Annotated in this window: 21 protein-coding genes and 2 other annotated features; of the genes, 20 read left to right on the top strand and 1 reads right to left on the bottom strand. The window is 36.4% G+C overall.

Features of this window, described 5'->3' with window-relative positions:
• The first annotated feature begins 78 nt into the window (after positions 1-78).
• The 18 genes from phoP to RBB48_RS00625 all read left to right on the top strand — a co-directional run bounded on the left by phoP (position 79) and on the right by RBB48_RS00625 (position 19,897).
• Positions 79-798 (top strand): two-component system response regulator PhoP, encoded by a 720-nt coding sequence (phoP, locus tag RBB48_RS00540; protein WP_001065223.1) that lies wholly within the window; start codon positions 79-81, stop codon positions 796-798.
• Entirely contained in the window at positions 791-2,554 is a 1,764-nt protein-coding gene (gene phoR, locus RBB48_RS00545; RefSeq protein ID WP_306007308.1) for a sensory box histidine kinase PhoR, read from the top strand. The genes phoP and phoR overlap by 8 nt, the downstream gene beginning before the upstream one ends.
• A 284-nt stretch (positions 2,555-2,838) precedes the next feature.
• Entirely contained in the window at positions 2,839-5,472 is a 2,634-nt protein-coding gene (polA, locus tag RBB48_RS00550; RefSeq protein ID WP_048544346.1) for a DNA polymerase I, read from the top strand.
• Between the two features lie 12 nt (positions 5,473-5,484).
• Entirely contained in the window at positions 5,485-6,315 is an 831-nt protein-coding gene (gene mutM, locus RBB48_RS00555) for a DNA-formamidopyrimidine glycosylase (RefSeq protein WP_087985380.1), read from the top strand.
• Between the two features lie 72 nt (positions 6,316-6,387).
• Positions 6,388-7,020, top strand: a complete 633-nt coding sequence (ytaF, locus tag RBB48_RS00560; RefSeq protein WP_000281739.1) for a sporulation membrane protein YtaF — start codon at positions 6,388-6,390, stop codon at positions 7,018-7,020.
• Positions 7,021-7,073: 53 nt separating this feature from the next.
• Positions 7,074-7,676 carry a dephospho-CoA kinase gene (gene coaE, locus RBB48_RS00565; RefSeq protein ID WP_097889207.1) on the top strand — a complete coding sequence of 201 codons (603 nt, stop codon included), beginning with the start codon at positions 7,074-7,076 and terminating at the stop codon, positions 7,674-7,676.
• 109 nt (positions 7,677-7,785) lie between these two features.
• Positions 7,786-8,814: a glyceraldehyde-3-phosphate dehydrogenase gene (locus RBB48_RS00570; RefSeq protein ID WP_000198978.1), complete on the top strand. Its 1,029-nt coding sequence runs from the start codon at positions 7,786-7,788 to the stop codon at positions 8,812-8,814.
• Between the two features lie 387 nt (positions 8,815-9,201).
• Positions 9,202-9,585, top strand: a complete 384-nt coding sequence (gene speD / locus RBB48_RS00575; protein WP_002003660.1) for an adenosylmethionine decarboxylase — start codon at positions 9,202-9,204, stop codon at positions 9,583-9,585.
• A gap of 285 nt (positions 9,586-9,870) precedes the next feature.
• A complete protein-coding gene (nrdR, locus tag RBB48_RS00580) occupies positions 9,871-10,332 on the top strand; it encodes a transcriptional regulator NrdR (protein WP_001203687.1) in 462 nt (153 codons plus the stop codon).
• Between the two features lie 151 nt (positions 10,333-10,483).
• Positions 10,484-11,890: a replication initiation and membrane attachment family protein gene (locus RBB48_RS00585; RefSeq protein ID WP_087985378.1), complete on the top strand. Its 1,407-nt coding sequence runs from the start codon at positions 10,484-10,486 to the stop codon at positions 11,888-11,890.
• Between the two features lie 33 nt (positions 11,891-11,923).
• Entirely contained in the window at positions 11,924-12,862 is a 939-nt protein-coding gene (dnaI, locus tag RBB48_RS00590) for a primosomal protein DnaI (RefSeq protein ID WP_000400114.1), read from the top strand.
• A 278-nt stretch (positions 12,863-13,140) separates the two neighbouring features.
• Positions 13,141-14,022, top strand: a complete 882-nt coding sequence (gene ytxC, locus RBB48_RS00595) for a putative sporulation protein YtxC (RefSeq protein WP_088064546.1) — start codon at positions 13,141-13,143, stop codon at positions 14,020-14,022.
• A gap of 31 nt (positions 14,023-14,053) precedes the next feature.
• Positions 14,054-14,283: a binding site (T-box leader), on the top strand.
• Between the two features lie 46 nt (positions 14,284-14,329).
• A complete protein-coding gene (gene thrS / locus RBB48_RS00600) occupies positions 14,330-16,267 on the top strand; it encodes a threonine--tRNA ligase (protein ID WP_000786074.1) in 1,938 nt (645 codons plus the stop codon).
• A gap of 210 nt (positions 16,268-16,477) precedes the next feature.
• Positions 16,478-16,598, top strand: a sequence feature (ribosomal protein L20 leader region).
• A 62-nt stretch (positions 16,599-16,660) separates the two neighbouring features.
• A complete protein-coding gene (gene infC, locus RBB48_RS00605) occupies positions 16,661-17,164 on the top strand; it encodes a translation initiation factor IF-3 (RefSeq protein WP_000973214.1) in 504 nt (167 codons plus the stop codon).
• 21 nt (positions 17,165-17,185) lie between these two features.
• Positions 17,186-17,386 carry a 50S ribosomal protein L35 gene (gene rpmI, locus RBB48_RS00610; RefSeq protein WP_001125946.1) on the top strand — a complete coding sequence of 67 codons (201 nt, stop codon included), beginning with the start codon at positions 17,186-17,188 and terminating at the stop codon, positions 17,384-17,386.
• A gap of 37 nt (positions 17,387-17,423) precedes the next feature.
• Positions 17,424-17,780 carry a 50S ribosomal protein L20 gene (gene rplT, locus RBB48_RS00615; RefSeq protein WP_001138364.1) on the top strand — a complete coding sequence of 119 codons (357 nt, stop codon included), beginning with the start codon at positions 17,424-17,426 and terminating at the stop codon, positions 17,778-17,780.
• 470 nt (positions 17,781-18,250) lie between these two features.
• The gene (locus tag RBB48_RS00620; RefSeq protein ID WP_000365057.1) at positions 18,251-18,742 is read left to right on the top strand and encodes a dUTP diphosphatase; all 492 of its coding nucleotides are present in this window, start codon (positions 18,251-18,253) and stop codon (positions 18,740-18,742) included.
• Between the two features lie 69 nt (positions 18,743-18,811).
• Positions 18,812-19,897 carry a M42 family metallopeptidase gene (locus RBB48_RS00625; protein ID WP_048544341.1) on the top strand — a complete coding sequence of 362 codons (1,086 nt, stop codon included), beginning with the start codon at positions 18,812-18,814 and terminating at the stop codon, positions 19,895-19,897.
• A gap of 40 nt (positions 19,898-19,937) precedes the next feature.
• On the opposite strand, the gene RBB48_RS00630 is transcribed toward RBB48_RS00625, so the two are convergent.
• Positions 19,938-20,555: a TetR/AcrR family transcriptional regulator gene (locus RBB48_RS00630; RefSeq protein ID WP_048544339.1), complete on the bottom strand. Its 618-nt coding sequence runs from the start codon at positions 20,553-20,555 to the stop codon at positions 19,938-19,940.
• A gap of 297 nt (positions 20,556-20,852) precedes the next feature.
• On the opposite strand from RBB48_RS00630, the gene RBB48_RS00635 reads away from it, so the two are divergent.
• On the top strand, positions 20,853-21,506 hold the full coding sequence (locus RBB48_RS00635; protein WP_001071411.1) for an HlyD family secretion protein: 654 nt from the start codon (positions 20,853-20,855) through the stop codon (positions 21,504-21,506).
• A 12-nt stretch (positions 21,507-21,518) separates the two neighbouring features.
• Complete coding sequence (locus RBB48_RS00640; protein WP_087985376.1) at positions 21,519-23,318, top strand: DHA2 family efflux MFS transporter permease subunit; 1,800 nt, start codon at positions 21,519-21,521, stop codon at positions 23,316-23,318.
• Positions 23,319-23,338: the final 20 nt, after the last annotated feature.

Genomic DNA, 23,338 nt, shown 5'->3' on the forward strand with positions numbered 1-23,338 from the left:
TGTTTTCTAGTATGATGAGAATAACGGGGAAAATACTAGGATGAAGAAGGTTTCAAGTCTATAACTTGGAGGAAAAGAATGAACAATCGTATTTTAGTAGTTGATGATGAGGAATTTATCTTAACTTTAATTGAATTTAATCTACAACAAGCTGGGTTTGAAGTGATAACAGCGATGGATGGAGAAATGGCGCTTCAAAAAGCGACAACAGAACGCCCAGATTTAATTATATTAGATTTAATGCTTCCAAAAATGGATGGTATGGAAGTGTGTAAAGAATTACGATTGCAGCGCGTTATGACGCCGATTTTAATGTTAACAGCAAAAGATGATGAATTTGATAAAGTGCTAGGTCTTGAACTTGGGGCAGATGATTATATGACGAAGCCATTTAGCCCAAGGGAAGTTGTTGCGCGTGTGAAGGCAATTTTGCGCCGCACGAAATTACAACAAGAAGAACAAGTGAAAGAAGCGTCAGATGAAGAGAGCATCACACTTGCTGAACTTAAAATTTTGCCGGAATTTTATGAGGCTTATTTCCAAGGAAGAAAGCTTGAATTAACACCAAAAGAATTTGAACTACTTGTTTATCTTGCGAAAAATAAAAGTCGCGTGTTGACACGTGATCAATTATTAAGTGCTGTATGGAACTATGATTTTGCTGGTGATACACGAATTGTTGACGTTCATATTAGCCATTTGCGCGATAAAATTGAACAAAATACGAAAAAACCGACGTACATTAAAACGATACGTGGTTTAGGATATAAATTAGAGGAGCCAAAAGGGGATGAATAAATTTCGTTCCAGGCTTCTTTTTACATTTGTTTCTCTTATTGTTCTTATTTTAGTTGGACTAGGTTTATTACTGGAAACCGTGTTTGAAAACTACTATATAGATCATGCAAAAGAGAGAATGGTAAAAGAGACAGAGTATGTTGCGGTATTAGCAGAAGAACAGGGTTTTGATGATGTTTTAAAAAATCCATATGTATTTGAAAAGTTAGAAGAAAAAATACAGGCTTCTATTGCATTTGTAGATGAAAAAAAGAAAGTTCAATATAGCGGAGGAGAACAGTCTGCTTTTAGTGAAGGGATAATTAAAGAACTTTCTTCTGAAACAACAAAACAAAGAAACAAAGTCATTACGAAAGAAACAAATCAGAATAATGAATTTTACCATGCGGTATTCGTTCAAGATGTAGCAGGGAAACAAGGGTACATTTTGGTGAAAAGTACAATTGAGCCTTTGAAATCTGTTCATCAAAAAACGTGGGGATTATTAATTATCGGATTTGTTATCGCTTGTCTCGTAGTCGTATTTTTAGGTATGAAAATTACAGGGCAATATATTAGGCCAATTGAATCCGTTACGAAAGTTGCTATCGAATTAGCGAAGGGAAATTATAAAGCACGCGCTTATGAAAGTCATTCGGATGAAACAGGAATGCTGAGTAAAGCAATTAATATTTTAGCCCGTAATTTACAAGAGATGACACTTGAGCAAGAAATGCAACAAGATCGTCTGCATACGTTAATTGAAAATATGGGAAGCGGAATGATTTTAATTGATAGCCGCGGTTATATAAACCTTGTAAACCGTTCTTATAAGGAGACTTTCCACGTAACAGATGAAGAATATTTAGATCGTTTATATTATGAGTCGTTTCATCATACAGAAATTATAGAGCTCGTGGAAGAAATCTTTATGACAGAAGTGAAAGTGCGTAAACAAATGTTATTGCCGCTTGGAATTGAGCGAAAGCATTTTGAAGTATATGGAGCACCGATTATCGGGACGAACCATGAATGGAAAGGGATTGTCCTTGTATTCCATGACATTACTGAGCTAAAGAAATTAGAACAAATGAGAAAAGACTTTTTAGCGAATGTTTCTCATGAACTAAAGACACCGATTACTTCTATTAAAGGTTTTTCAGAAACGCTCTTGGACGGTGCTATGGATAATAAAAAATTCTGCGAACATTTCTTGCACATTATTTTAAAAGAAAGTGAACGCATGCAAGGGTTAATTGAAGATTTATTAGATTTATCAAAGATTGAGCAACAAGGATTTAAATTGAGTATGGGGACCGTTGATATGAAGGGACTTCTTGAAGACATTCATATGGTGCTTGATAACAAAGCAGGAGAAAAAGAAATTTCTTTACAAGTAAATGCGCTAAAAGGAGTCTCGGTCATTGGAGATCCAAGTCGTTTGAAGCAAATCTTTATTAATTTAATGAATAACGCAATCGTATATACGCCGGCTGGAGGCGTTGTTTCTGTAGAATTAGTAGAAGATAAATATAATGCTTATATAAAAGTATCGGATACGGGAATTGGTATTAGTAAAGATGAAATTCCGCGTATTTTTGAACGCTTTTACCGAGTGGATAAAGCGAGAAGTAGAAATACTGGTGGTACAGGCCTCGGATTATCGATTGTAAAGCATTTAGTTGAGGCACATCACGGTACGATTACAGTGGATAGTGAAGTTGGGGAAGGGACAACATTTACAGTTGTTTTACCAAAATCAGCAACTGAAAAATAGGATGAAGGATGTTTACAATATATTAACAATGGCTTAATTAAATATTAATAAAGGTCTGTTAATATAATACATGAAAACCCCTTCATCCAAGGAGTAATTTTGGACGAGAATAGTTATGCTGTTCTCGTCACTTCCCTTTTATGTTAGTAAACGTTTATATATATGATAGAAAATAGCCGTTATTTTTCTTCTCTCTATTAGTCATGTTAATATAGAGAGAGGAAAGGAACGGTTTTTTTTCTGTGAAAAAAATCATTTCAAATTTGTATGGGGAGGTTTCTGGTTTGGAAAAAAAGGTCGTATTAGTAGATGGTAACAATATCGCGTATCGTGCTTTCTTTGCACTACCGCTTTTAAATAACGACAAAGGTATACATACGAACGCAATTTACGGTTTTACAATGATGTTAATGAGAATATTAGAGGAAGAAAAACCAACGCATATGTTAGTAGCGTTTGATGCGGGTAAAACGACATTCCGTCATAAAACGTATAGTGAGTATAAAGGAGGACGTCAAAAGACTCCACCTGAATTATCAGAGCAATTCCCGTTTATTCGTGAGATGCTTGATGCATTCAACGTACCGCGTTATGAATTAGAAAATTATGAAGCGGATGACATTATGGGGACGTTAGCGAAAGAAGCGAGTGAACAAGGGTTTCATGTAAAAGTTATTTCAGGAGATAAAGACTTACTGCAACTTGTTTCAGATAATACACTCGTATGTATTCCACGCAAAGGGATTACAGAAGTGGATGAATATACGAAAGAAGCTTTATTTGAGAAATACAGCTTATCACCAAAGCAAATTATCGATATGAAAGGTTTAATGGGAGACCAGTCAGATAATATTCCAGGTGTACCAGGAGTTGGTGAAAAAACTGCGATTAAATTGTTAACACAGTTTGAAACGGTCGAGGCAGTGTATGAAAATATAGATCAAGTGAGCGGGAAGAAATTAAAAGAAAAGCTAGAAGCAAATAAAGACCAAGCTCTTATGAGTAAAGATCTTGCAACTATTATTACAGATGCGCCGATTACAGTGCATGTGGATGATATGGAGTATAAAGGGTATGAAGCAAGTGATGTGATTCCAATGTTCGAGAATTTAGGATTTACATCACTTTTAAATAAATTAGGTGTTACGCCAGAAGAAACGACTCCAGCTGAATTAGATGATATTACATTTGATATTGTGGAAGAAGTTACAGAAGAAATGCTAGTGCAAGATAGTGCGCTTATTGTTGAAGTACAAGAAGATAACTATCATAAAGCGGACATTCAAGGTTTTGGTATTCAAAATGAAAATGGCTGTTACTTTATTCAAACAGAAATTGCTCTTAAGTCAGACGCTTTTAAAGAGTGGCTTGCAGATGGAGAAATGAGAAAGTATACATTTGATGCGAAGCGCGCAATCGTTGCACTTAAATGGAACGGGATAGATATGCAAGGGATTGACTTTGATCTACTAATCGCTGCTTATTTACTTGACCCGGCTGATACGGATAAAGATTTCCGTACTGTAGCAAAAATGAAAGAAACACATGCTGTGAAATCTGATGAAGAAGTTTACGGAAAAGGTGCGAAGCGTGCTGTTCCAGAGCTAGAAGTAGTAGCGGAGCATGTAGCTCGTAAAGTGCACGTATTATATGATGTAAAGCAAACATTCGTTGAAGAGTTACAAAAGAATGAGCAATATGAACTGTTTACAGAGTTAGAATTACCACTTGCGCGTGTATTAGCTGATATGGAAGTAAAAGGTGTAAAAGTTGATACGGAGCGTCTTCGTAATATGGGAGAAGAACTTGCAGGTAGATTAAAGGAAATGGAACAGGAAATTTATAAGCTTGCGGGAACAGAATTTAATATTAATTCACCGAAGCAGCTTGGTGTTATTCTGTTTGAGAACTTAAACTTACCAGTTATTAAAAAGACGAAAACAGGTTATTCTACGTCAGCAGATGTACTAGAAAAGCTTATGGATCGCCATGAAATCATTCCAAACATTTTACATTATCGTCAATTAGGGAAACTAAATTCAACTTATATTGAAGGTTTATTAAAAGTTGTACATGAAGATTCATCTAAAATCCATACTCGTTTCAATCAAGTATTAACGCAAACAGGTCGATTAAGTTCAACGGATCCGAACTTGCAAAATATCCCGATTCGATTAGAAGAAGGAAGAAAGATTCGTCAGGCATTTGTTCCATCAGAAGAAGGATGGATTATGTATGCGGCAGATTATTCACAAATTGAACTTCGCGTATTAGCTCATATTGCAAATGATAAAGGGCTAGTTGAAGCGTTCCAACATGACATGGATATTCATACGAAAACAGCGATGGATGTATTTGGCGTTGAAAAAGATGAAGTAACTTCGAATATGAGACGACAAGCGAAAGCTGTCAATTTCGGGATTGTATATGGTATTAGTGATTATGGTCTTTCACAAAACTTAGGAATTACAAGAAAAGCAGCAGCGGAATTTATTGAAAAGTATTTAGAAAGTTTCCCTGGTGTACAAGAATACATGAGTGACATCGTAAAAGATGCGAAACAAAAAGGGTATGTGGCTACATTATTAAATCGCCGCCGTTATATTCCGGAAATTACGAGTCGTAATTTCAATTTACGTAGCTTTGCTGAGCGTACGGCTATGAATACACCAATTCAAGGGACTGCAGCAGATATTATTAAAAAAGCGATGATTATTATGGCAGACCGTCTAGAAGAAGAAGGATTACAGGCGCGTCTACTTCTGCAAGTACACGATGAATTGATATTTGAAGCACCAAAAGAAGAAATTGAAAAATTAGAGAAGCTTGTACCTGAAGTAATGGAGCATGCGATTGAACTCGCGGTTCCGCTGAAAGTTGATTATTCTTACGGTCCAACTTGGTACGACGCAAAATAAGGAAGTGATGAAATGCCTGAATTACCAGAGGTTGAAAATGTTAGGCGGACGCTTGAAAATCTTGTAACAGGAAAAACGATTGAAGATGTCATTATTACTTATCCAAAAATAGTAAAACGTCCGGATGATGCAGAAATCTTTAAAGAAATGCTAAGAGGCGAGAAGATTGAAAATATAAAGCGAAGAGGAAAGTTTTTGCTTTTATATGTAACGAATTATGTTATTGTTTCACATTTACGTATGGAAGGTAAGTTTTTACTGCATCAAGAGGATGAGCCAATTGATAAGCATACACACGTCCGTTTCTTATTTACAGATGGAACTGAATTACATTATAAAGATGTGAGAAAGTTTGGTACGATGCATCTCTTTAAGAAAGGTGAAGAATTGAATCAAATGCCTCTTGCTGACTTAGGTCCGGAGCCGTTTGATGCTGAATTGACACCGCAGTATTTACAAGAAAGATTGCAAAAGACCAATCGTAAAATAAAAGTCGTATTATTAGACCAGCGTCTTTTAGTAGGGCTTGGAAATATATATGTAGATGAAGTTTTATTCCGTTCTCAAATTCATCCGGAACGAGAAGCTTCGTCTTTAACAGCAGAAGAAATTGAACGAATTTACGAGGCGACTGTTACAACGTTAGGTGAAGCAGTGAAGCGAGGCGGAAGTACAATTCGAACGTATATGAATTCGCAAGGGCAAATTGGCTCATTCCAAGAACTTCTAAATGTATACGGAAAAAAAGGAGAACCATGTGTGACTTGCGGTACGATATTAGAAAAAACAGTTGTTGGCGGAAGAGGAACGCATTACTGCCCGATTTGTCAGCCGAGAATATAGAAAAGAGATAACATTGGATAGGCATTTGTCATATACATACAGCAGGGCTATGTATAAGGGAGGAGCTTACCGATGTACCTTTATTTATCTCTTATTTTATTAGCTTTTACATTAAGCTTAGATAGCTGTAGTGTAGGGCTAACATATGGTTTAAGAAGCGTAAGAATTCCACTAAGATCAATTATAATTATCGGAATGTGTTCAGCGGCTGTTATGCTTGTTTCAATGGGAATTGGACATATGATCGCGAAAATATTTTCACCTGTTATCGCAACGCGTATCGGTGGGCTTGTTCTTATTGGAATAGGAATTTGGGTATTATATCAATTTTTTCGAAGTGAGAAAAAAGAAGAACCAAAGCAAGAGGAGAAGGTTTGGAAATTAGAAATTGCTTCGCTCGGGCTAGTGATTCAAATTTTACGGAAACCGACTGTTGCAGATTTTGATAAATCAGGCACCATTTCCGCAGGAGAAGCATTGCTTCTTGGTATCGCTCTTTCTATAGATTCGTTCGGTGCTGGAATTGGTGCATCTTTATTAGGGTATGCGCCCGCTATGATGGCGATATTAGTTGCGGTTATGAGTTCTTTGTTTTTATTTATTGGAATGAAACTTGGAACGGTTTTATCAAACATGAAGTGGTTACAAAAATTTACATTCCTGCCTGGGGTATTACTCATTATTATTGGAATTTGGAAAATGTAAGTATGGGCGTGGAACATTAGTTTCGCGCCTTTTATATTGTGAGGAGGATTATGATGACAGTAGTAATTGGATTAACGGGAGGCATTGCAAGCGGAAAAAGTACAGTGTCTCAAATGTTTCGTGAACTGAGTATACCAGTTATTGATGCAGATATTATTGCAAGAGAAGTTGTAGAGCGAGGAAAACCAGCATATAGCAAAATTGTAGAAGTGTTTGGAACGGAAGTATTACAAGAAGATGGAGAATTGGATCGCCCGAAATTAGGAAGTGTCGTTTTCTATAATGAAGAAAAACGATTGCAGTTAAATAAAATCGTTCATCCTGCAGTTCGTGAGGAAATGAATACACAAAAGGAAAAGTACATAAAGGAAGGTATGCAAGCGGTTGTGTTAGATATACCTCTCTTATTTGAAAGCAAATTAACAAGTCTCGTTGACCGCGTATTAGTTGTAGCGGTTAAGCCACATACGCAATTAGAACGTTTAATGAAACGAAATAATTTTTCAGAAGAAGAAGCAACAGCTCGTATTCAATCTCAAATGCCGTTAGAAGAAAAAGTGAAGAATGCAGATGAAGTGATAAATAATGATGGCACAATTATGGGAACGAAAACACAATTACAGGTGATTTTAAAGAATTGGAACATTATTGACTAAAAAATTGTGAAATTAATGAAAATGCTTAGTGACATATCCCCTTTTTGTGTTATACTATTATTGGGATTGGAGATAAATAGTATAACGCATTCAAGGGGGATAACATATTATGACTCGTGTGGCAATTAATGGATTTGGACGTATTGGGAGAATGGTATTTCGTCAGGCAATAAAAGAAAGCGCATTCGAAATTGTAGCAATCAATGCAAGCTATCCATCTGAAACGTTAGCACATTTAATTAAATATGATACAGTTCACGGCAAGTTTGACGGAACAGTAGAAGCATTTGAAGATCACTTGTTAGTTGATGGGAAAATGATTCGCCTTTTAAACAACCGCGATCCAAAGGAATTGCCTTGGACAGATTTAGGTGTTGAAGTTGTAATTGAAGCAACTGGTAAATTTAATTCAAAAGAAAAAGCAATTCTTCATGTTGAAGCTGGAGCGAAAAAAGTTATTTTAACAGCGCCTGGTAAAAATGAAGATGTAACAATTGTAGTTGGTGTGAACGAAGACCAATTAGATATTACAAAACATACTGTTATTTCAAATGCATCTTGCACAACAAACTGTTTAGCGCCTGTTGTTAAGGTGTTAGATGAGCAGTTTGGAATTGAAAACGGTTTAATGACAACTGTTCACGCTTATACAAATGACCAAAAAAATATTGATAACCCACATAAAGATTTAAGAAGAGCACGTGCTTGCGGACAATCAATCATTCCGACAACGACAGGTGCCGCGAAAGCGCTTGCAAAAGTTCTTCCGCACTTAAACGGAAAACTTCATGGTATGGCACTTCGTGTACCAACGCCAAACGTGTCTCTTGTTGACTTAGTAGTAGATGTAAAACGTGATGTGACAGTTGAAGCTATTAATGAAGCATTCAAAACTGTTGCAAACGGTGCGTTAAAAGGCATTGTAGAATTCAGCGAAGAGCCTTTAGTATCTATTGACTTTAATACAAATACACACTCAGCTATTATTGATGGTTTATCTACAATGGTAATGGGTGATCGTAAAGTGAAAGTACTTGCTTGGTATGATAACGAGTGGGGCTACTCTCGTCGTGTTGTAGATCTTGTAACGTTAGTTGTTGACGAATTAGCGAAACAAAAAAATGTGCAACATATTTAAGTGAATAAGGGAGAGGGCAAGTGAATATTTGCCCTCTTTTTTTATTTTTTTCTGAAAAGGAAAAAAATTATAGGAGTATATTTTTGAAAGTGGACATACCACGAAACGTTGTGATTACTGTATTTGTGAATCATTTATTTTTTTTAGGGAAAAGTAAAGAGGAAAATATGACAGAAAATCGAAAAAACTGTTGTTGCAAAATGAAAATAAACAAAGTATACTAACACTCGTAAACTTAAGAGCTGAGGTACGTAGTCACTACTTAAAGGGTTAGGACCTCTCTGGACTAACTTTCCCCCGTGGTAGTGGAGCAAGCCAAATTGCAAATTAGTTTTCAATTCGAACAGTTAGAATAAATTTACAAGGGGGAACTGTAGAATGGATACTATGGATACGATGGGTCGTCACGTAATCGCTGAACTTTGGGATTGCGATTTCGACAAGCTTAATGACATGCCGTATATTGAACAATTATTTGTGGATGCAGCACTGAGAGCTGGTGCTGAAGTGCGTGAGGTTGCTTTCCATAAATTTGCACCACAAGGTGTAAGTGGAGTAGTAATTATCTCGGAATCACATTTAACAATTCATAGCTTTCCGGAGCACGGTTACGCAAGTATTGATGTTTATACTTGTGGGGATCGTATTGATCCAAATGTTGCTGCAGAATATATTGCAGAAGGTTTAAACGCGAAAACGCGTGAGAGCATCGAGCTTCCTCGAGGCACTGGTAGCTTCGAAATTAAGCAGAGAGAAACAAAAGCTCTTTAAAAAAGAACATAATTGATTTAAAATGTAAAGAGGTGTATAATGCACCTCTTTTTTAGTTTATAAAAAAGGAAAAATATAACGTACTCGTTAGTGAGATAAATTGAGCTCTTACGAATAAGTTAGCACCCCATCTACCATCTTATTTTTGAAAACGAGATGATAAAATAATGTGCTTAAACTTAAAGTGGTAAGAGAGTTAGAATGAGTTATATAATATTGTATATATATTGTCAGATGAAGTAAGTAGAGAAAAAATAAAGAGTATAGTGTAAAGGAGTGAATATATTGCGTTGTCCATCCTGTTCGCATAATGGTACAAGAGTGTTAGATTCGCGTCCGGTAGACGAGGGGCGCTCTATTCGAAGAAGGAGAGAGTGTGAAAGTTGTTTAAGTCGCTTTACGACATTTGAAAGAGTAGAAGAGTCACCTCTTATCGTTGTAAAAAAAGAAGGCACACGAGAAGAATTTAATAAAGAAAAGATTTTGCGCGGCTTAATTAAAGCGTGTGAAAAAAGACCAGTATCTTTAAGACAATTAGAAGAAGTAACTCAAAGTGTGGAACGTGAACTTCGTAATTTAGGTATATCAGAAGTGAAAAGTGATATGATTGGTGAAATTGTTATGGAAGAACTGCGTGATATTGATGATGTTGCTTACGTGCGTTTTGCTTCTGTATATCGCCAATTTAAAGATTTAAATGTATTTATTGAAGAATTAAAAGATATACTGCAAAAAGAAAGAGAGTAGAAGTTGTATTTTATTCTCTTTACATACCGTAGTAATGAGATAAGAGAGCTAGAAGCGAAAGCTAATAGCTCTTTTTCGCTAAGCAATTATATAATGAAGATAGAACGAATGAAGTAGAGGATAGATTGGATGAGAGAAAGGAAAAGCAAGAATGGAAAAACAGTCATGGATGGAGCTATTGCCAATTGATCGTTATAAAGTAAGTGCGAAAGGGTTATTGCATAATTACGACCGAAAAGTGTTAACGATGTTGTATCAGCCGTTAATAGGTAGTAGAGCTTTTAGTTTGTACATGACGCTATGGGGAGAGTTAGAGCAAGATCGTGTGTTTGGAAAAGAGAATACACATCATTCCCTTATGGTGACCATGCAGATGCAGCTTCCCGAAATATATGAGGAACGAGTAAAGTTAGAAGCAATTGGGCTTTTGAAGGTATATATTAAGAAAGAAAAAGATATTCGAATGTTTATATATGAATTGCAACCACCTTTATCTCCGAAGCAGTTTTTTGATGATATTGTGTTAAGCATCTTTTTATACAATCGATTGAGTCGGACAAAATATAATCAAGTAAAGCAATATTTCTTAGAAGAAGAATTTGATTTTGCTTCTTATGAAAATGTTACGCGTTCTTTCAATGATGTGTTTGGTTCGTTTAATCCAGGACAGCTTGAGCATGCGCAAGAAGATCTTCGTATTCCAAAAACGACAGCTATGCCAAGTAACGAGAAGGGAGACGCTCCAAAAGTTTGGAATGATTTCTTTGATTTCTCCTTATTTGTAGATGGCTTGTCCGCTCTTGTCCCTAAAAAGGCGATTACAGATCAAGTGCGAGAATGTGTCATTACACTTGCTTACGTGTACGATGTAGATGTGTTATCGATGCAAAATATCGTTCTTGGTACGGTGACAGAGATGCAGACAATTGATACCGAAAGGCTTAGAAAAGGAGCACGTGATTGGTATCAGTTCGAAAACGGTCAAGCGTTACCTGTATTAAGTGAAAGAGTACAACCTCACGCTGCACGTATGATGGAAGGAAAAGAGCCTTCTACACAAGAAGAGATGTTAATAAAACAGTTAGAGGAAATCTCACCAAAACAACTATTAAAAGAAATCTCTGGTGGTGCAGAGGCGACAAAGGCTGACTTGCAGATCGTTGAAGATGTAATGATCAATCAAAAATTAACGCCAGGTGTTGTGAATGTACTTATTTATTACGTTATGCTACGCTCAGATATGAAGCTTGCGAAAACGTATGTGGAGAAAATTGCTGGGCATTGGGCACGTAAAAAGGTCGGTACAGTAGCTGAAGCAATGGCGTTAGCGAAAGAAGAAAACCGTCAATATCAAGAATGGGCTGAGACGAAGAAAAAAGGCCGTACGTCGAAGAAAACGATAAGAAAAGAAATGGTACCAGATTGGCTGAAAGAAGAGCCGAAAGAACAAGAGAAAGAAACAGTGAAGAAAGATGTAAGTAAGAAAAAAGATGCAAGTACGTTAGATGATGAACGAAAACGACTAGAAGAAGTGTTAAAAAAATATAAGCGTGATTAATAGAAGAGAATGAACGCTCTTTGAGGTGAGAAAATGGAGCATATTCAAAATTCATTTGCAAAGTTAATGGAAAATAAAAATTTTAAAAATAGATATGAAGTATTAAAGGCGGAAGTAATGGCGCATCCGCGTGTGAAAGAATTTATAGACGAACATCAAGGTGAAGTAACAACTTCTATGATTGAGCGCAGCCTTGTGAAGTTATACGAATATATTGGACAAAGTGTAGGTTGTGCGGATTGTCCGGATCTAGGTTCGTGTAAAAACATGCTGCAAGGATATGAGCCAAAGCTCGTTATCCAAGGGAAGATGATTGATATTCAATACGATCGTTGCGTTAGAAAAGTAGCATATGACGAGAGAAAGAAATATGAAAAACTCGTTCAAAGTGTATATATGCCAACTGACATTTTACAGGCAACGATGGAAAACTTAGATCCTTCAGATTTAGATGCGCGTATTGATGCAATTGGTGCAGCTAATGAATTTTTAAGTACATATGAACCTGGTAAAAAAGTACAAGGTTTATATTTGTACGGTAAATTTGGTGTAGGGAAAACGTATTTGTTAGGAGCAATGGCGAATGAACTTGCTCAAAAGAAAATAAGTTCGATGCTCGTATACTTCCCTGAATTTTTACGTGAAATTAAAAGTTCGATTCAAGATAATTCGATTGGGGAAAAGATTGATGCGGTGAAACGCGTACAAGTTTTAATGCTAGATGATATCGGAGCAGAAGCGATGTCAAGTTTTGTGCGTGACGATGTGCTTGGTGCCATTTTGCAATTCCGTATGTTAGAAAACTTACCGACGTTCTTTACGTCTAACTTTGATTTCAAGGAATTGGAACATCATTTAACGTATACACAGCGTGGTGAAGCAGAACAAATGAAAGCAGCGCGTATTATGGAACGAATTAAATATTTAGCGAAGCCAATTCCGATTGGCGGGAAAAACCGACGTCATAAGTAAAGAGTAAGCTGAAAAGCTTGCTCTTTTTTCGTTTTGAACACTTTTCAGAATAGGTGAATTGCAAAACGAAAAACTTCTTATAGAAAATTCATTGTAGCTTGTATCATTTTTTTCTCCCTCCCTTAATATATATAAAATTAGCAAGCCATATTGAGTGGATTTTCTAACGATAGGAAATGTAATTCTACTAAGAGTGAACTTCACGCGGGACGGACTCTTATAGGATTTGTAACGTATAGATACAATCCTTTAGAGCAGGGATAAAAGGGGGGACAAAAGTGATTGAAATTTGCTTCGAAGAAAAAAATGATGCTATGCATGTATATAGACAACTATTGAAAAGAGCGGAACTGTTATATAAGGAAACGAGTGTGTATTTACAGGAACAAAAAGTGGTGATTCACATACCAGTATGTGAATCGAATTATATTGAAAAGATTTTATTGCCGGTAATGGTATGTTTCATTGTGAATGTAAAGCAAAATAAGTGGATTTATACAATCTTAAAAGAGAAGTTTTTTTATGAAGAAGAGGAAGAGTGTCATCAAATATTGCATATGGCACAAGAGATTTTAAAGGGAAGAAGAAAAGGGATTGCTCGTGAATTAACACGTCACACATTTGAATCATATATTAAATCTTCTTTAAATAACTGGCTTTGTGATCCGCTTTCGTTCTCGTTTTCATCATATGTTCGTTTTCGCCTTCGTACATATAGGGAAATGGTAGCTAAGCTTGCTGAATTGTCGATTGATGAGTATAAGTTGGAACAAGAATATCAAATGTTTATTGAGACGCTAAGGCAACAAGTGCGCAGCCGAAAATCACGTTTGTCCTGTGTGCATCTTATTTTTGATGAAAGTTTTATTTTCTATGATGATAAAGGTAGACGTTTAAAACAGGAGAAATTGGTCCAATATATAGACGAGGAATTATTAAAGCAAAAGGATGTATATATTGATACGAAAGTAATTGCACCACTTCTTTCTATTTCGCCGAAAAAAATTTATTTATATACGAAAGAACAAGACCATAATATGATTATTACTTTGCGAAATGTATTTCAAGAACGGGTCCAATTACATGGATTACATGAGTTTGAGCGCAATGTGAAAAATTTAAAAAATAAAGGTAACGCCCTTGATTTTCTAAGTTTTTGAGCATATAATTACCTACATAAATGAAATATATTGAAATGTCATGATGAGGACATGAGTAGTTTTCTACGATTTTCAGAGAGGGAAGCCTTAGGGTGTGAGCTTCCTAGTACGGGATTATTACTTACCACCTCTAAACTTTAGCAGTGAACGGTTTTTTCTAGTAATTGCTAACGGACAACACCGTTATGTTGAACTTGAGCAATTAACAATAATGTTAATTGGAACAAGGGTGGAACCACGAATTCAACACTCGTCCCTTTTTACGGGATGAGTGTTTTTTATTTTGAAAAAAGAGGAGTGACCAGTGATGGCAGATGTAGTTAAAATTACTTTCCCTGATGGAGCTGTGAAGGAGTTTCCAAAAGGCGTAACAACTGAAGAAATCGCAGCTTCTATTAGCCCAGGCTTAAAGAAAAAAGCTGTGGCTGGAAAATTAAACGATGAGATGATCGATCTTGTTACACCAATCGAAGAAGATGGTGCAGTTTCTATTATTACATTAGATTCTGAAGATGGCTTATACATTTTACGCCATTCAACAGCCCACCTATTAGCACAAGCGTTAAAACGTTTATATAAAGATGCTAAGCTTGAGCTCGGCATTGGTCCAGTGATTGAAAATGGCTTCTACTACGATATTGATATGGAAGAAGCAATTACAGTTGAAGACTTCAAGAAAATCGAAAAAGAAATGCAAAAAATTGTGAACGAGAACTTAGAAATCGTTCGTCATGAAGTGCCACGTGCAGAAGCACTTCGTCGCTTTGAAGAAATCGGCGATGAGTTAAAATTAGATTTAATTAACGATCTTCCAGAAGATGCAGTTATTTCAATCTACGAGCAAGGCGAATTCTTCGACCTTTGCCGTGGTGTTCACCTTCCATCTACAGGGAAAATTAAAGTATTTAAATTATTAAGCGTTGCAGGTGCTTACTGGCGCGGCGATAGCAATAATAAAATGCTACAACGTATTTACGGTACTGCATTCGTTAAGAAAGCAGAATTAGATGAGCACTTACGTATGCTTGAAGAAGCGAAAGAGCGCGATCACCGTAAATTAGGTAAAGAATTAAAACTATTTACTAATAGCCAAAAAGTAGGACAAGGTTTACCACTTTGGTTACCAAAAGGTGCAACTATCCGCCGCATTATCGAGCGTTACATCGTTGATAAAGAAGCAAGCTTAGGCTATGATCACGTATACACTCCAGTACTAGGAAGCAGAGAGCTTTATGAAACTTCTGGTCACTGGAATCACTACCGTGATGGTATGTTCCCATCAATGGAAATGGATAATGAAGAGTTAGTTCTTCGTCCGATGAACTGCCCTCACCACATGATGGTTTATAAAAATGATATTCACAGCTACCGTGAATTACCAATCCGTATTGCCGAACTTGGAACAATGCACCGCTATGAAATGTCTGGAGCATTATCTGGATTACAACGTGTACGCGGAATGACTTTAAACGATGCGCACATTTTCGTTCGCCCAGATCAAATTAAAGAAGAGTTAAAACGTGTTGTAAACTTAACTCTAGAAGTGTACAAAGATTTTGGTTTAGAGAACTATTCATTCCGTCTATCTTATCGTGACCCAGCTGATACTAAAAAGTACTATGCTGATGATGAGATGTGGGAAAAAGCACAAGGTATGTTAAAAGAAGCTATGGATGAAATGGGTCTTGATTACTATGAAGCTGAAGGTGAAGCGGCATTCTACGGTCCAAAACTTGACGTTCAAGTTCGTACTGCTCTTGGAAAAGACGAAACACTTTCAACTGTACAATTAGACTTCTTACTTCCAGAACGCTTTGAATTATCTTACGTTGGTGAAGACGGTAAACAACATCGTCCAGTTGTAATTCACCGTGGTGTTGTATCAACTATGGAACGTTTCGTAGCCTTCTTAATTGAAGAATACAAAGGTGCATTCCCAACTTGGTTAGCTCCAGTTCAAGCGCAAGTAATTCCAGTTTCTCCGCAAGTACATTTAGATTATGCGAAGAAAGTACAAGATGAATTACGTCGTGCTGGTATCCGTGTTGAATTAGATACTCGTGAAGAGAAAATTGGTTACAAAATCCGTGAAGCACAAATGCAAAAAATTCCGTACATGCTTGTAGTAGGTGACAATGAAGTAACTGAAAACGGCGTAAACGTACGTAAATATGGTGAACAAAAATCAGAAACAATTGCATTAGATGCTTTTGTTGATATGATTAAAGTAGAAGGAAAACGATAAGACAGAGCCGCGGTATACCGCGGCTTTCGTATGTATTATAAAAAAGAAAAACTAGAAAAAATAACCAAACTATACTTATCATAAAAAAGTATTGCAAGTATGTTAGTTGTTTGTTACAATATTTCTTGTTGTTAGTAAAACACATAGCGTCTTCTTGACAGACGTCATGTCCTATGATAAACTCATCAAGGATAATAGAATATTGTTTTGTGGAACAAGTAGAAGCACCCGCTTCTCACCTGATGGACGCATTCGCAGTTTACAGGTAAATGTATTTCTTACTTAAGAATTTACAAGTGTGGGTGTCGTATGCCCGCACTTTTTTTGTCGGGTTCTATGACTACAAAAGATGTTCTGAAAAAACCTTGGAGGTGGCTTACTATTAGCAAGGATATGATGATTAACGAGCAAATTCGTGCACGTGAAGTACGTTTAGTTGGTGCAAATGGCGATCAACTTGGAATCAAGTCTCGTAATGACGCTTTAGACTTAGCTGCAAATCTTAATCTTGATTTAGTATTAGTTGCTCCAAATGCGAAACCGCCAGTATGCCGCATTATGGACTACGGTAAATTCCGCTTTGAGCAACAGAAGAAAGAAAAAGAACAGCGCAAAAATCAAAAAGTAATTAGCATGAAAGAAGTTCGTTTAAGTCCAACAATTGATGAACACGACTTTAACACAAAACTTCGTAATGCTATCAAGTTTTTAGAGAAAGGCGACAAGGTTAAAGCGTCAATTCGCTTTAAAGGACGTGCCATTACTCATAAAGAAATCGGTCAACGTGTTTTAGATCGCTTCTCAGAAGCTTGTGCTGAAGTTAGTACAATTGAATCTAAGCCTAAAATGGAAGGACGTAGTATGTTCTTAGTTTTAGCACCGAAAAACGATAAGTAATAGATAGAGGAGGAAATACCTATGCCTAAACAAAAAACTCATCGCGGCTCTGCAAAGCGTTTCAAAAAGACTGGATCAGGTAAACTGAAACGTTCTCACGCTTACACAAGCCATTTATTCGCTAACAAATCTACAAAAGCTAAACGTAAACTACGTAAAGCTGGTGTAGTAAGCGCTGGTGACTTCAAACGCATTCGTCAAATGCTTGACAACTTAAAATAAGTTCGGCTGATATATAGAACAATTAGGAGGTAATATTATGCCAAGAGTAAAAGGTGGTACAGTTACTCGTCAACGTCGTAAAAAAGTTATAAAATTAGCAAAAGGTTACTACGGTTCTAAGAGTACATTATTCAAGGTTGCTAACCAACAGGTTATGAAATCTCTAATGTATGCATTCCGTGACCGTCGTCAAAAGAAACGTGACTTCCGTAAATTATGGATTACACGTATCAACGCAGCAGCTCGTATGAATGGTCTTTCTTACAGCCGTTTAATGCACGGTCTTAAAAATGCTGGCATCGAAGTTAACCGCAAGATGCTTGCTGACTTAGCTGTTCATGACGAAAAAGCTTTCGCTGAATTAGCAACAGTTGCAAAAAACAACATTAACTAATTAATTAGTTGAAACCTTAGAAGATTTTTCTTCTAAGGTTTTTTTATTTGTATGCAAAGAGAAGTATGTCGTTATCGATATGACAAAATCAATATAAAAGCTATAGCGATATAGAAGAATATATATATGAAGCCAGGAGAATTCTCCTGGCTTTTTTCAATTATCCCCCTTTGGAAAGAAGAGTATCTTTCCTACCTGAAACGACACTGCTATAATGGAAAGATGATATGCAACTTTCATCAGATAAAATAAATTTTTTATCAGTGGACAATCCCCGGATAATGATTAACTATCACCAATCGGAGTGAACAATCTAATAGTGATGATTGAAACGTATTTGTAAATTAAGGACAAGCTATTTTGTAAAGAGATAAATGGCTGACTTATTAATAAGAAACGAAAAATAATAATGAACTTTGAGATGAAACAACATTGTTGCGTAAAATGCGATGTTGGAGGAGGACAATAGAATGGACTTACTACAACTATTTAAATTACAAAAAGAATTAGATGACCGTATTGTGAAAGAGCATGATTTACAACCGAAAAAGTTGTTAAAAGAAAAAATGTTAGCTCTTCTTGTAGAAATTGGAGAACTTGCAAATGAAACACGTTGTTTTAAATATTGGAGCAACAAACCAGCATCAGAACGTGAAGTAATATTAGAAGAATACGTAGATGGCTTGCATTTTATTTTATCAATCGGAATTGATTTAGGTATTGATAAAAACTTCCTATTCTATAAATGTGCACAAACGAATAAAACACAAGTAGAAATTTTCTTAGACACATATGCGAAAGTAATTCGTTTTACAGATCAACCATCTATTACGAACTATATTGAATTATTTACAAGCTACCTTCGACTTGGACAAGCGCTAGAGTTTGAGCAAGAAGAAATTGAAAAGGCATATTTAGATAAAAATGAAGTAAATCATCAGCGTCAAACACAAGGATACTGATTTAATTTTTGAATATTTCAATTTCCTTTTGTATAATGAAGTGACTGAAGAAAAAGGAGGGTGTTGGCAATGACAAAATTAGACGCGACATTGACAATGCTAAAAGAATTAACAGATGCACGTGGTATTGCGGGTAACGAGCGTGAACCACGCGAAGTAATGAAGAAATATATTGAGCCGTTTGCGGACGAACTTTCTACTGATAATTTAGGAAGTTTAGTTGCGAAAAAAATAGGGGAAGAAAACGGCCCGAAAATTATGGTTGCAGGTCATTTAGATGAAGTTGGCTTTATGATTACGCAAATTGATGACAAAGGTTTCCTTCGTTTCCAAACAGTTGGTGGCTGGTGGTCACAAGTTATGCTTGCGCAGCGCGTGACAATTGTAACGCGTAAAGGAGATGTAACAGGTGTAATTGGTTCAAAACCACCACACATCTTACCTCCAGAAGCGCGTAAAAAGCCAGTTGAAATTAAAGACATGTTCATCGATATTGGTGCTTCTAGCCAAGAAGAGGCAATGGAGTGGGGCGTACGACCTGGCGATCAAGTTGTACCTTACTTTGAATTCCAAGTGATGAAAAATGAAAAAATGTTACTTGCAAAAGCATGGGATAACCGAATTGGTTGTGCAATTGCAATTGACGTATTAAAACAATTAAAAGATGAAAAGCATCCAAACGTTGTATACGGCGTAGGGACTGTACAAGAAGAAGTTGGTCTTCGTGGTGCGAAAACATCTGCGAACTATATTAAACCAGATATTGCATTCGCAGTAGATGTTGGTATCGCTGGTGACACACCAGGTGTAACGGCAAAAGAAGCGCAAAGTAAAATGGGTGATGGACCACAGATCATTTTATATGATGCTTCTGTTATTGGACATACAGGTTTACGTGACTTTGTAGTTGATGTTGCTGACGAATTACAAATCCCGTATCAATATGATTCAGTAGCGGGCGGTGGAACGGATGCAGGCGCAATTCACATTTCTGCAAATGGTATTCCGTCTATGGCAATTACGATTGCAACGCGCTACATTCATTCTCATGCGGCAATGTTACACCGTGATGACTATGAAAATGCAGTGAAGTTAATTGTAGAAGTTATTAAACGTCTTGATAAAGAGGCTGTACATAACATTACATTTAATTAATAGAAAAAGCGAAGGAGATTTTCCTTCGCTTTTTTATGTTTTAAAAAGGTCGTTCTAATCCTGCAGCAGTATGAGCACCTAAAATGATTAAACGAGTTAATTGCATAGCCATAAAATGCGGGGTATAAATCATCCCTCTTTTTAACCATGACATAATCATCCCGATATGAGCTCCTGTCACATAACTAATTAAAATATCACGAGGAACCATAAGATCTTTATCATCTGGCTGTGAAATAGACAGGCTTAATGTTAAATGTGTTTGTATTGTTTTCATCATTTTATAAGAGTAGTTTCCAGCGGCTTTATCACCAAGCATAACGTTATAGAAGTTCACATTTTCTGCAATATGTTCGAACAAAGCCAAAAATGTCGGATGTGGTGAATCAAATGTAAGTTGAAAATCTTCTTTATTTCTATTTTTCGGCTTAATAACTTCTGTTAATTTCTCTAACATTTCTTCAATGCTTTTGTCTAATAGGTCATATTTATCATGGTAATGGCTATAAAACGTAGCGCGATTTACAGGAGCACGTTCTGCAATATGTTGAACAGTTACATCATCAAATCCTTTTTCGCCTACTAAAGCGACAAAAGCATCCTGTATGAGTTGTCTCGTCCGCTTTACACGTGGATCATTTGTATTTTTAATAGACATTTTTACTTCCCCTCGTTTAATTTTCTATACTTAAACAACATATAGGTATTATATTGTTGTTTAAGCGACATTTCATACTTAAATTGTCGGTTGTAGATTCAAAATAATTATTTATAATTATAAACGATAGTCCTTCAGAAATCAGCACCGCTCGCAGGTAGATAAATTTCAATTTACACCGCAGATGGTGTGATTTTTTTGTTTAAAAGTTAATATAATTAACAATTAAACACTCTAAACAATAAGGACGTAAATAGTTTAGAAAAAAATTATATGCGATATAAGGAGAGGAATGCAATGAATCAGTTTCGAAGAATGGTGATTATCAACATTATCACATTAATTGTACTAGTTGGCGGCGGTATTGGCGGTTATTACTATTACAATCAAGCGGAAAATTATTTAAAAACAGAAAATGCAAAAATTGATGGAAAGGTAATTCCGATTGCATCACCAGTAGCAGGTAAATTAACTGACTGGAAAGCTGAAGTAGGAAAGAATTACAATGAAAATGATAAATTAGGTGCTGTTACTGTAGCGGCAGCAAATGGAGAACAAACAGTAGATGTAACAATTCCACAAAATGCAACAATTGTGCAATCAAATGCAACAACAAATGCTTTCGTTGGAGCAGGTAGCCCAATTGCTTATGCATTTGATATGAACAATTTATGGGTAACAGCAAACATTGAAGAAACAGATGTTGACGATGTACAAAAAGGTCAAGATGTAGATGTGTATGTAGATGCATACCCAGATACAACTTTATCAGGAAAAGTAGAGCAAGTTGGATTAACAACAGCGAATACATTCTCTATGTTACCATCAAGCAACGCAACAGCGAACTATACGAAAGTAACACAAGTAGTACCAGTTAAAATTTCTTTAGATCATAGTAAATCAGTAAATATTGTTCCTGGAATGAATGTGTCAGTTCGTATTCATAAGTAAGGGGGAGATGAGATGTCCTCAATTGCAATTGCAGGATATGCACTATTTTGTATAATCGTCTTCTTCCTTGTAAATCGTCTTTTACGAAAGAAAAAAACGAACGTGGGAGAAGAACAAGTCCCAGCCGTAAATAAAATAGAAGTAAGTAAGGTAGAAACAGAAGAGAAAGAAATTGAACGAAAGCAAGAAGCAGAAATTTCTAATGTAGTTGAGTTAGAAACAGGAAAGCAAGAAGAAGTAAAACAAGAAAAAGAAGCGCCGAAAAAACAAATGTCTACGCCTGTAGAAAATGTGAACGTCAAAGCAGTTGTAGCTGTATTAATTCTCGGCATGTTCGTTTCTATTTTAAACCAAACAATTATTAACGTTGCATTGCCTCCGTTAATGAACGAATTTAACGTATCAACTTCAACAGCACAATGGTTAATTACAGGTTTCATGCTTGTAAATGGTATTTTAGTACCGATTAGTGCCTTTTTAGTTTCACGATTTACGTATCGTAAATTATTCGTAGCGGCAATGTTATTCTTCACGGTAGGATCTATCATTTGTGCTATTTCAGGAAACTTTACAATGATGATGACGGGCCGCGTTATTCAGGCGGTGGGTGCAGGTATTTTAATGCCGGTTGGTATGAATATTTTCATGACATTATTCCCGCCTCATAAGCGCGGAGCAGCGATGGGATTACTAGGTGTAGCGATGATTTTAGCACCAGCTATCGGACCAACTGTAACGGGCTGGGTGATTGAAAACTATAGCTGGAACTTAATGTTCTATGCGATGTTTATTATCGGTTTAATTATTACATTCCTATCTTTAAAATTCTTTACACTAGCTCAGCCGGTATCTAAAACGAAGTTAGATGTATTCGGTGTTGTTAGTTCAAGTATTGGACTAGGTAGCTTATTGTACGGATTTAGTGAAGCAGGAAATAATAGTTGGACTAGTGCAGAGGTTGTTATTTCACTTATCATTGGTGTAGTAGGTATTGCGGTATTTATTTGGAGAGAGCTAACAACGGACAACAAAATGCTTGATTTACAAGTGTTTAAATACCCAGTATTTACTTTTACTTTAGTAATTAATGCAATTGTTACGATGGCATTATTCGGAGGTATGTTATTACTTCCGGTATATCTGCAAAACATTCGCGGTTTCACACCGATAGAATCAGGTTTATTACTACTTCCAGGATCATTAATTATGGGGATCATGGGACCTATTGCAGGTAAACTATTTGATAAGTATGGTATTCGTCCGTTAGCAATTGTCGGTTTAGCCATTACAACGTTTGCGACATATGAATTCACAACGTTATCGATGGATACACCGTATAGCGTTATTATGACGGATTATATTATACGTTCGATTGGTATGTCATTCATTATGATGCCAATTATGACAGCAGGTATGAACGCACTGCCGATGAAATTAATTTCTCACGGTACAGCAACGCAAAATACGTCAAGACAAGTAGCTGGTTCAATTGGAACAGCGATTTTAATCACACTTATGACGCAGCAAACGACTGCTCACGTAGCAGATTACGGCAACATGTTAACAACGTCAAACCCAATCTTAGTTGATAAAGTACACGGCATGGGGCAAAGTTTAGCAGCGATCGCTGGATCAGCGCAAGCAGGAGATGCGATGAGCACGCAACTATTATTTGGACAAATTTCGAAGTTATCTGCAATTAACGGTATTAACGATGCCTTCTTAATTGCGACGATACTCGCAGGGATTGCTTGGGTATTATCGTTCTTCTTACCATCAGGCAATAAACCAAATAGAAAAGCAGGGAATTAATTTCCCTGCTTTTTTGTCTG

This window comes from Bacillus sp. MMSF_3353 (assembly GCF_030733445.1).
Classification (GTDB): domain Bacteria; phylum Bacillota; class Bacilli; order Bacillales; family Bacillaceae_G; genus Bacillus_A; species Bacillus_A wiedmannii.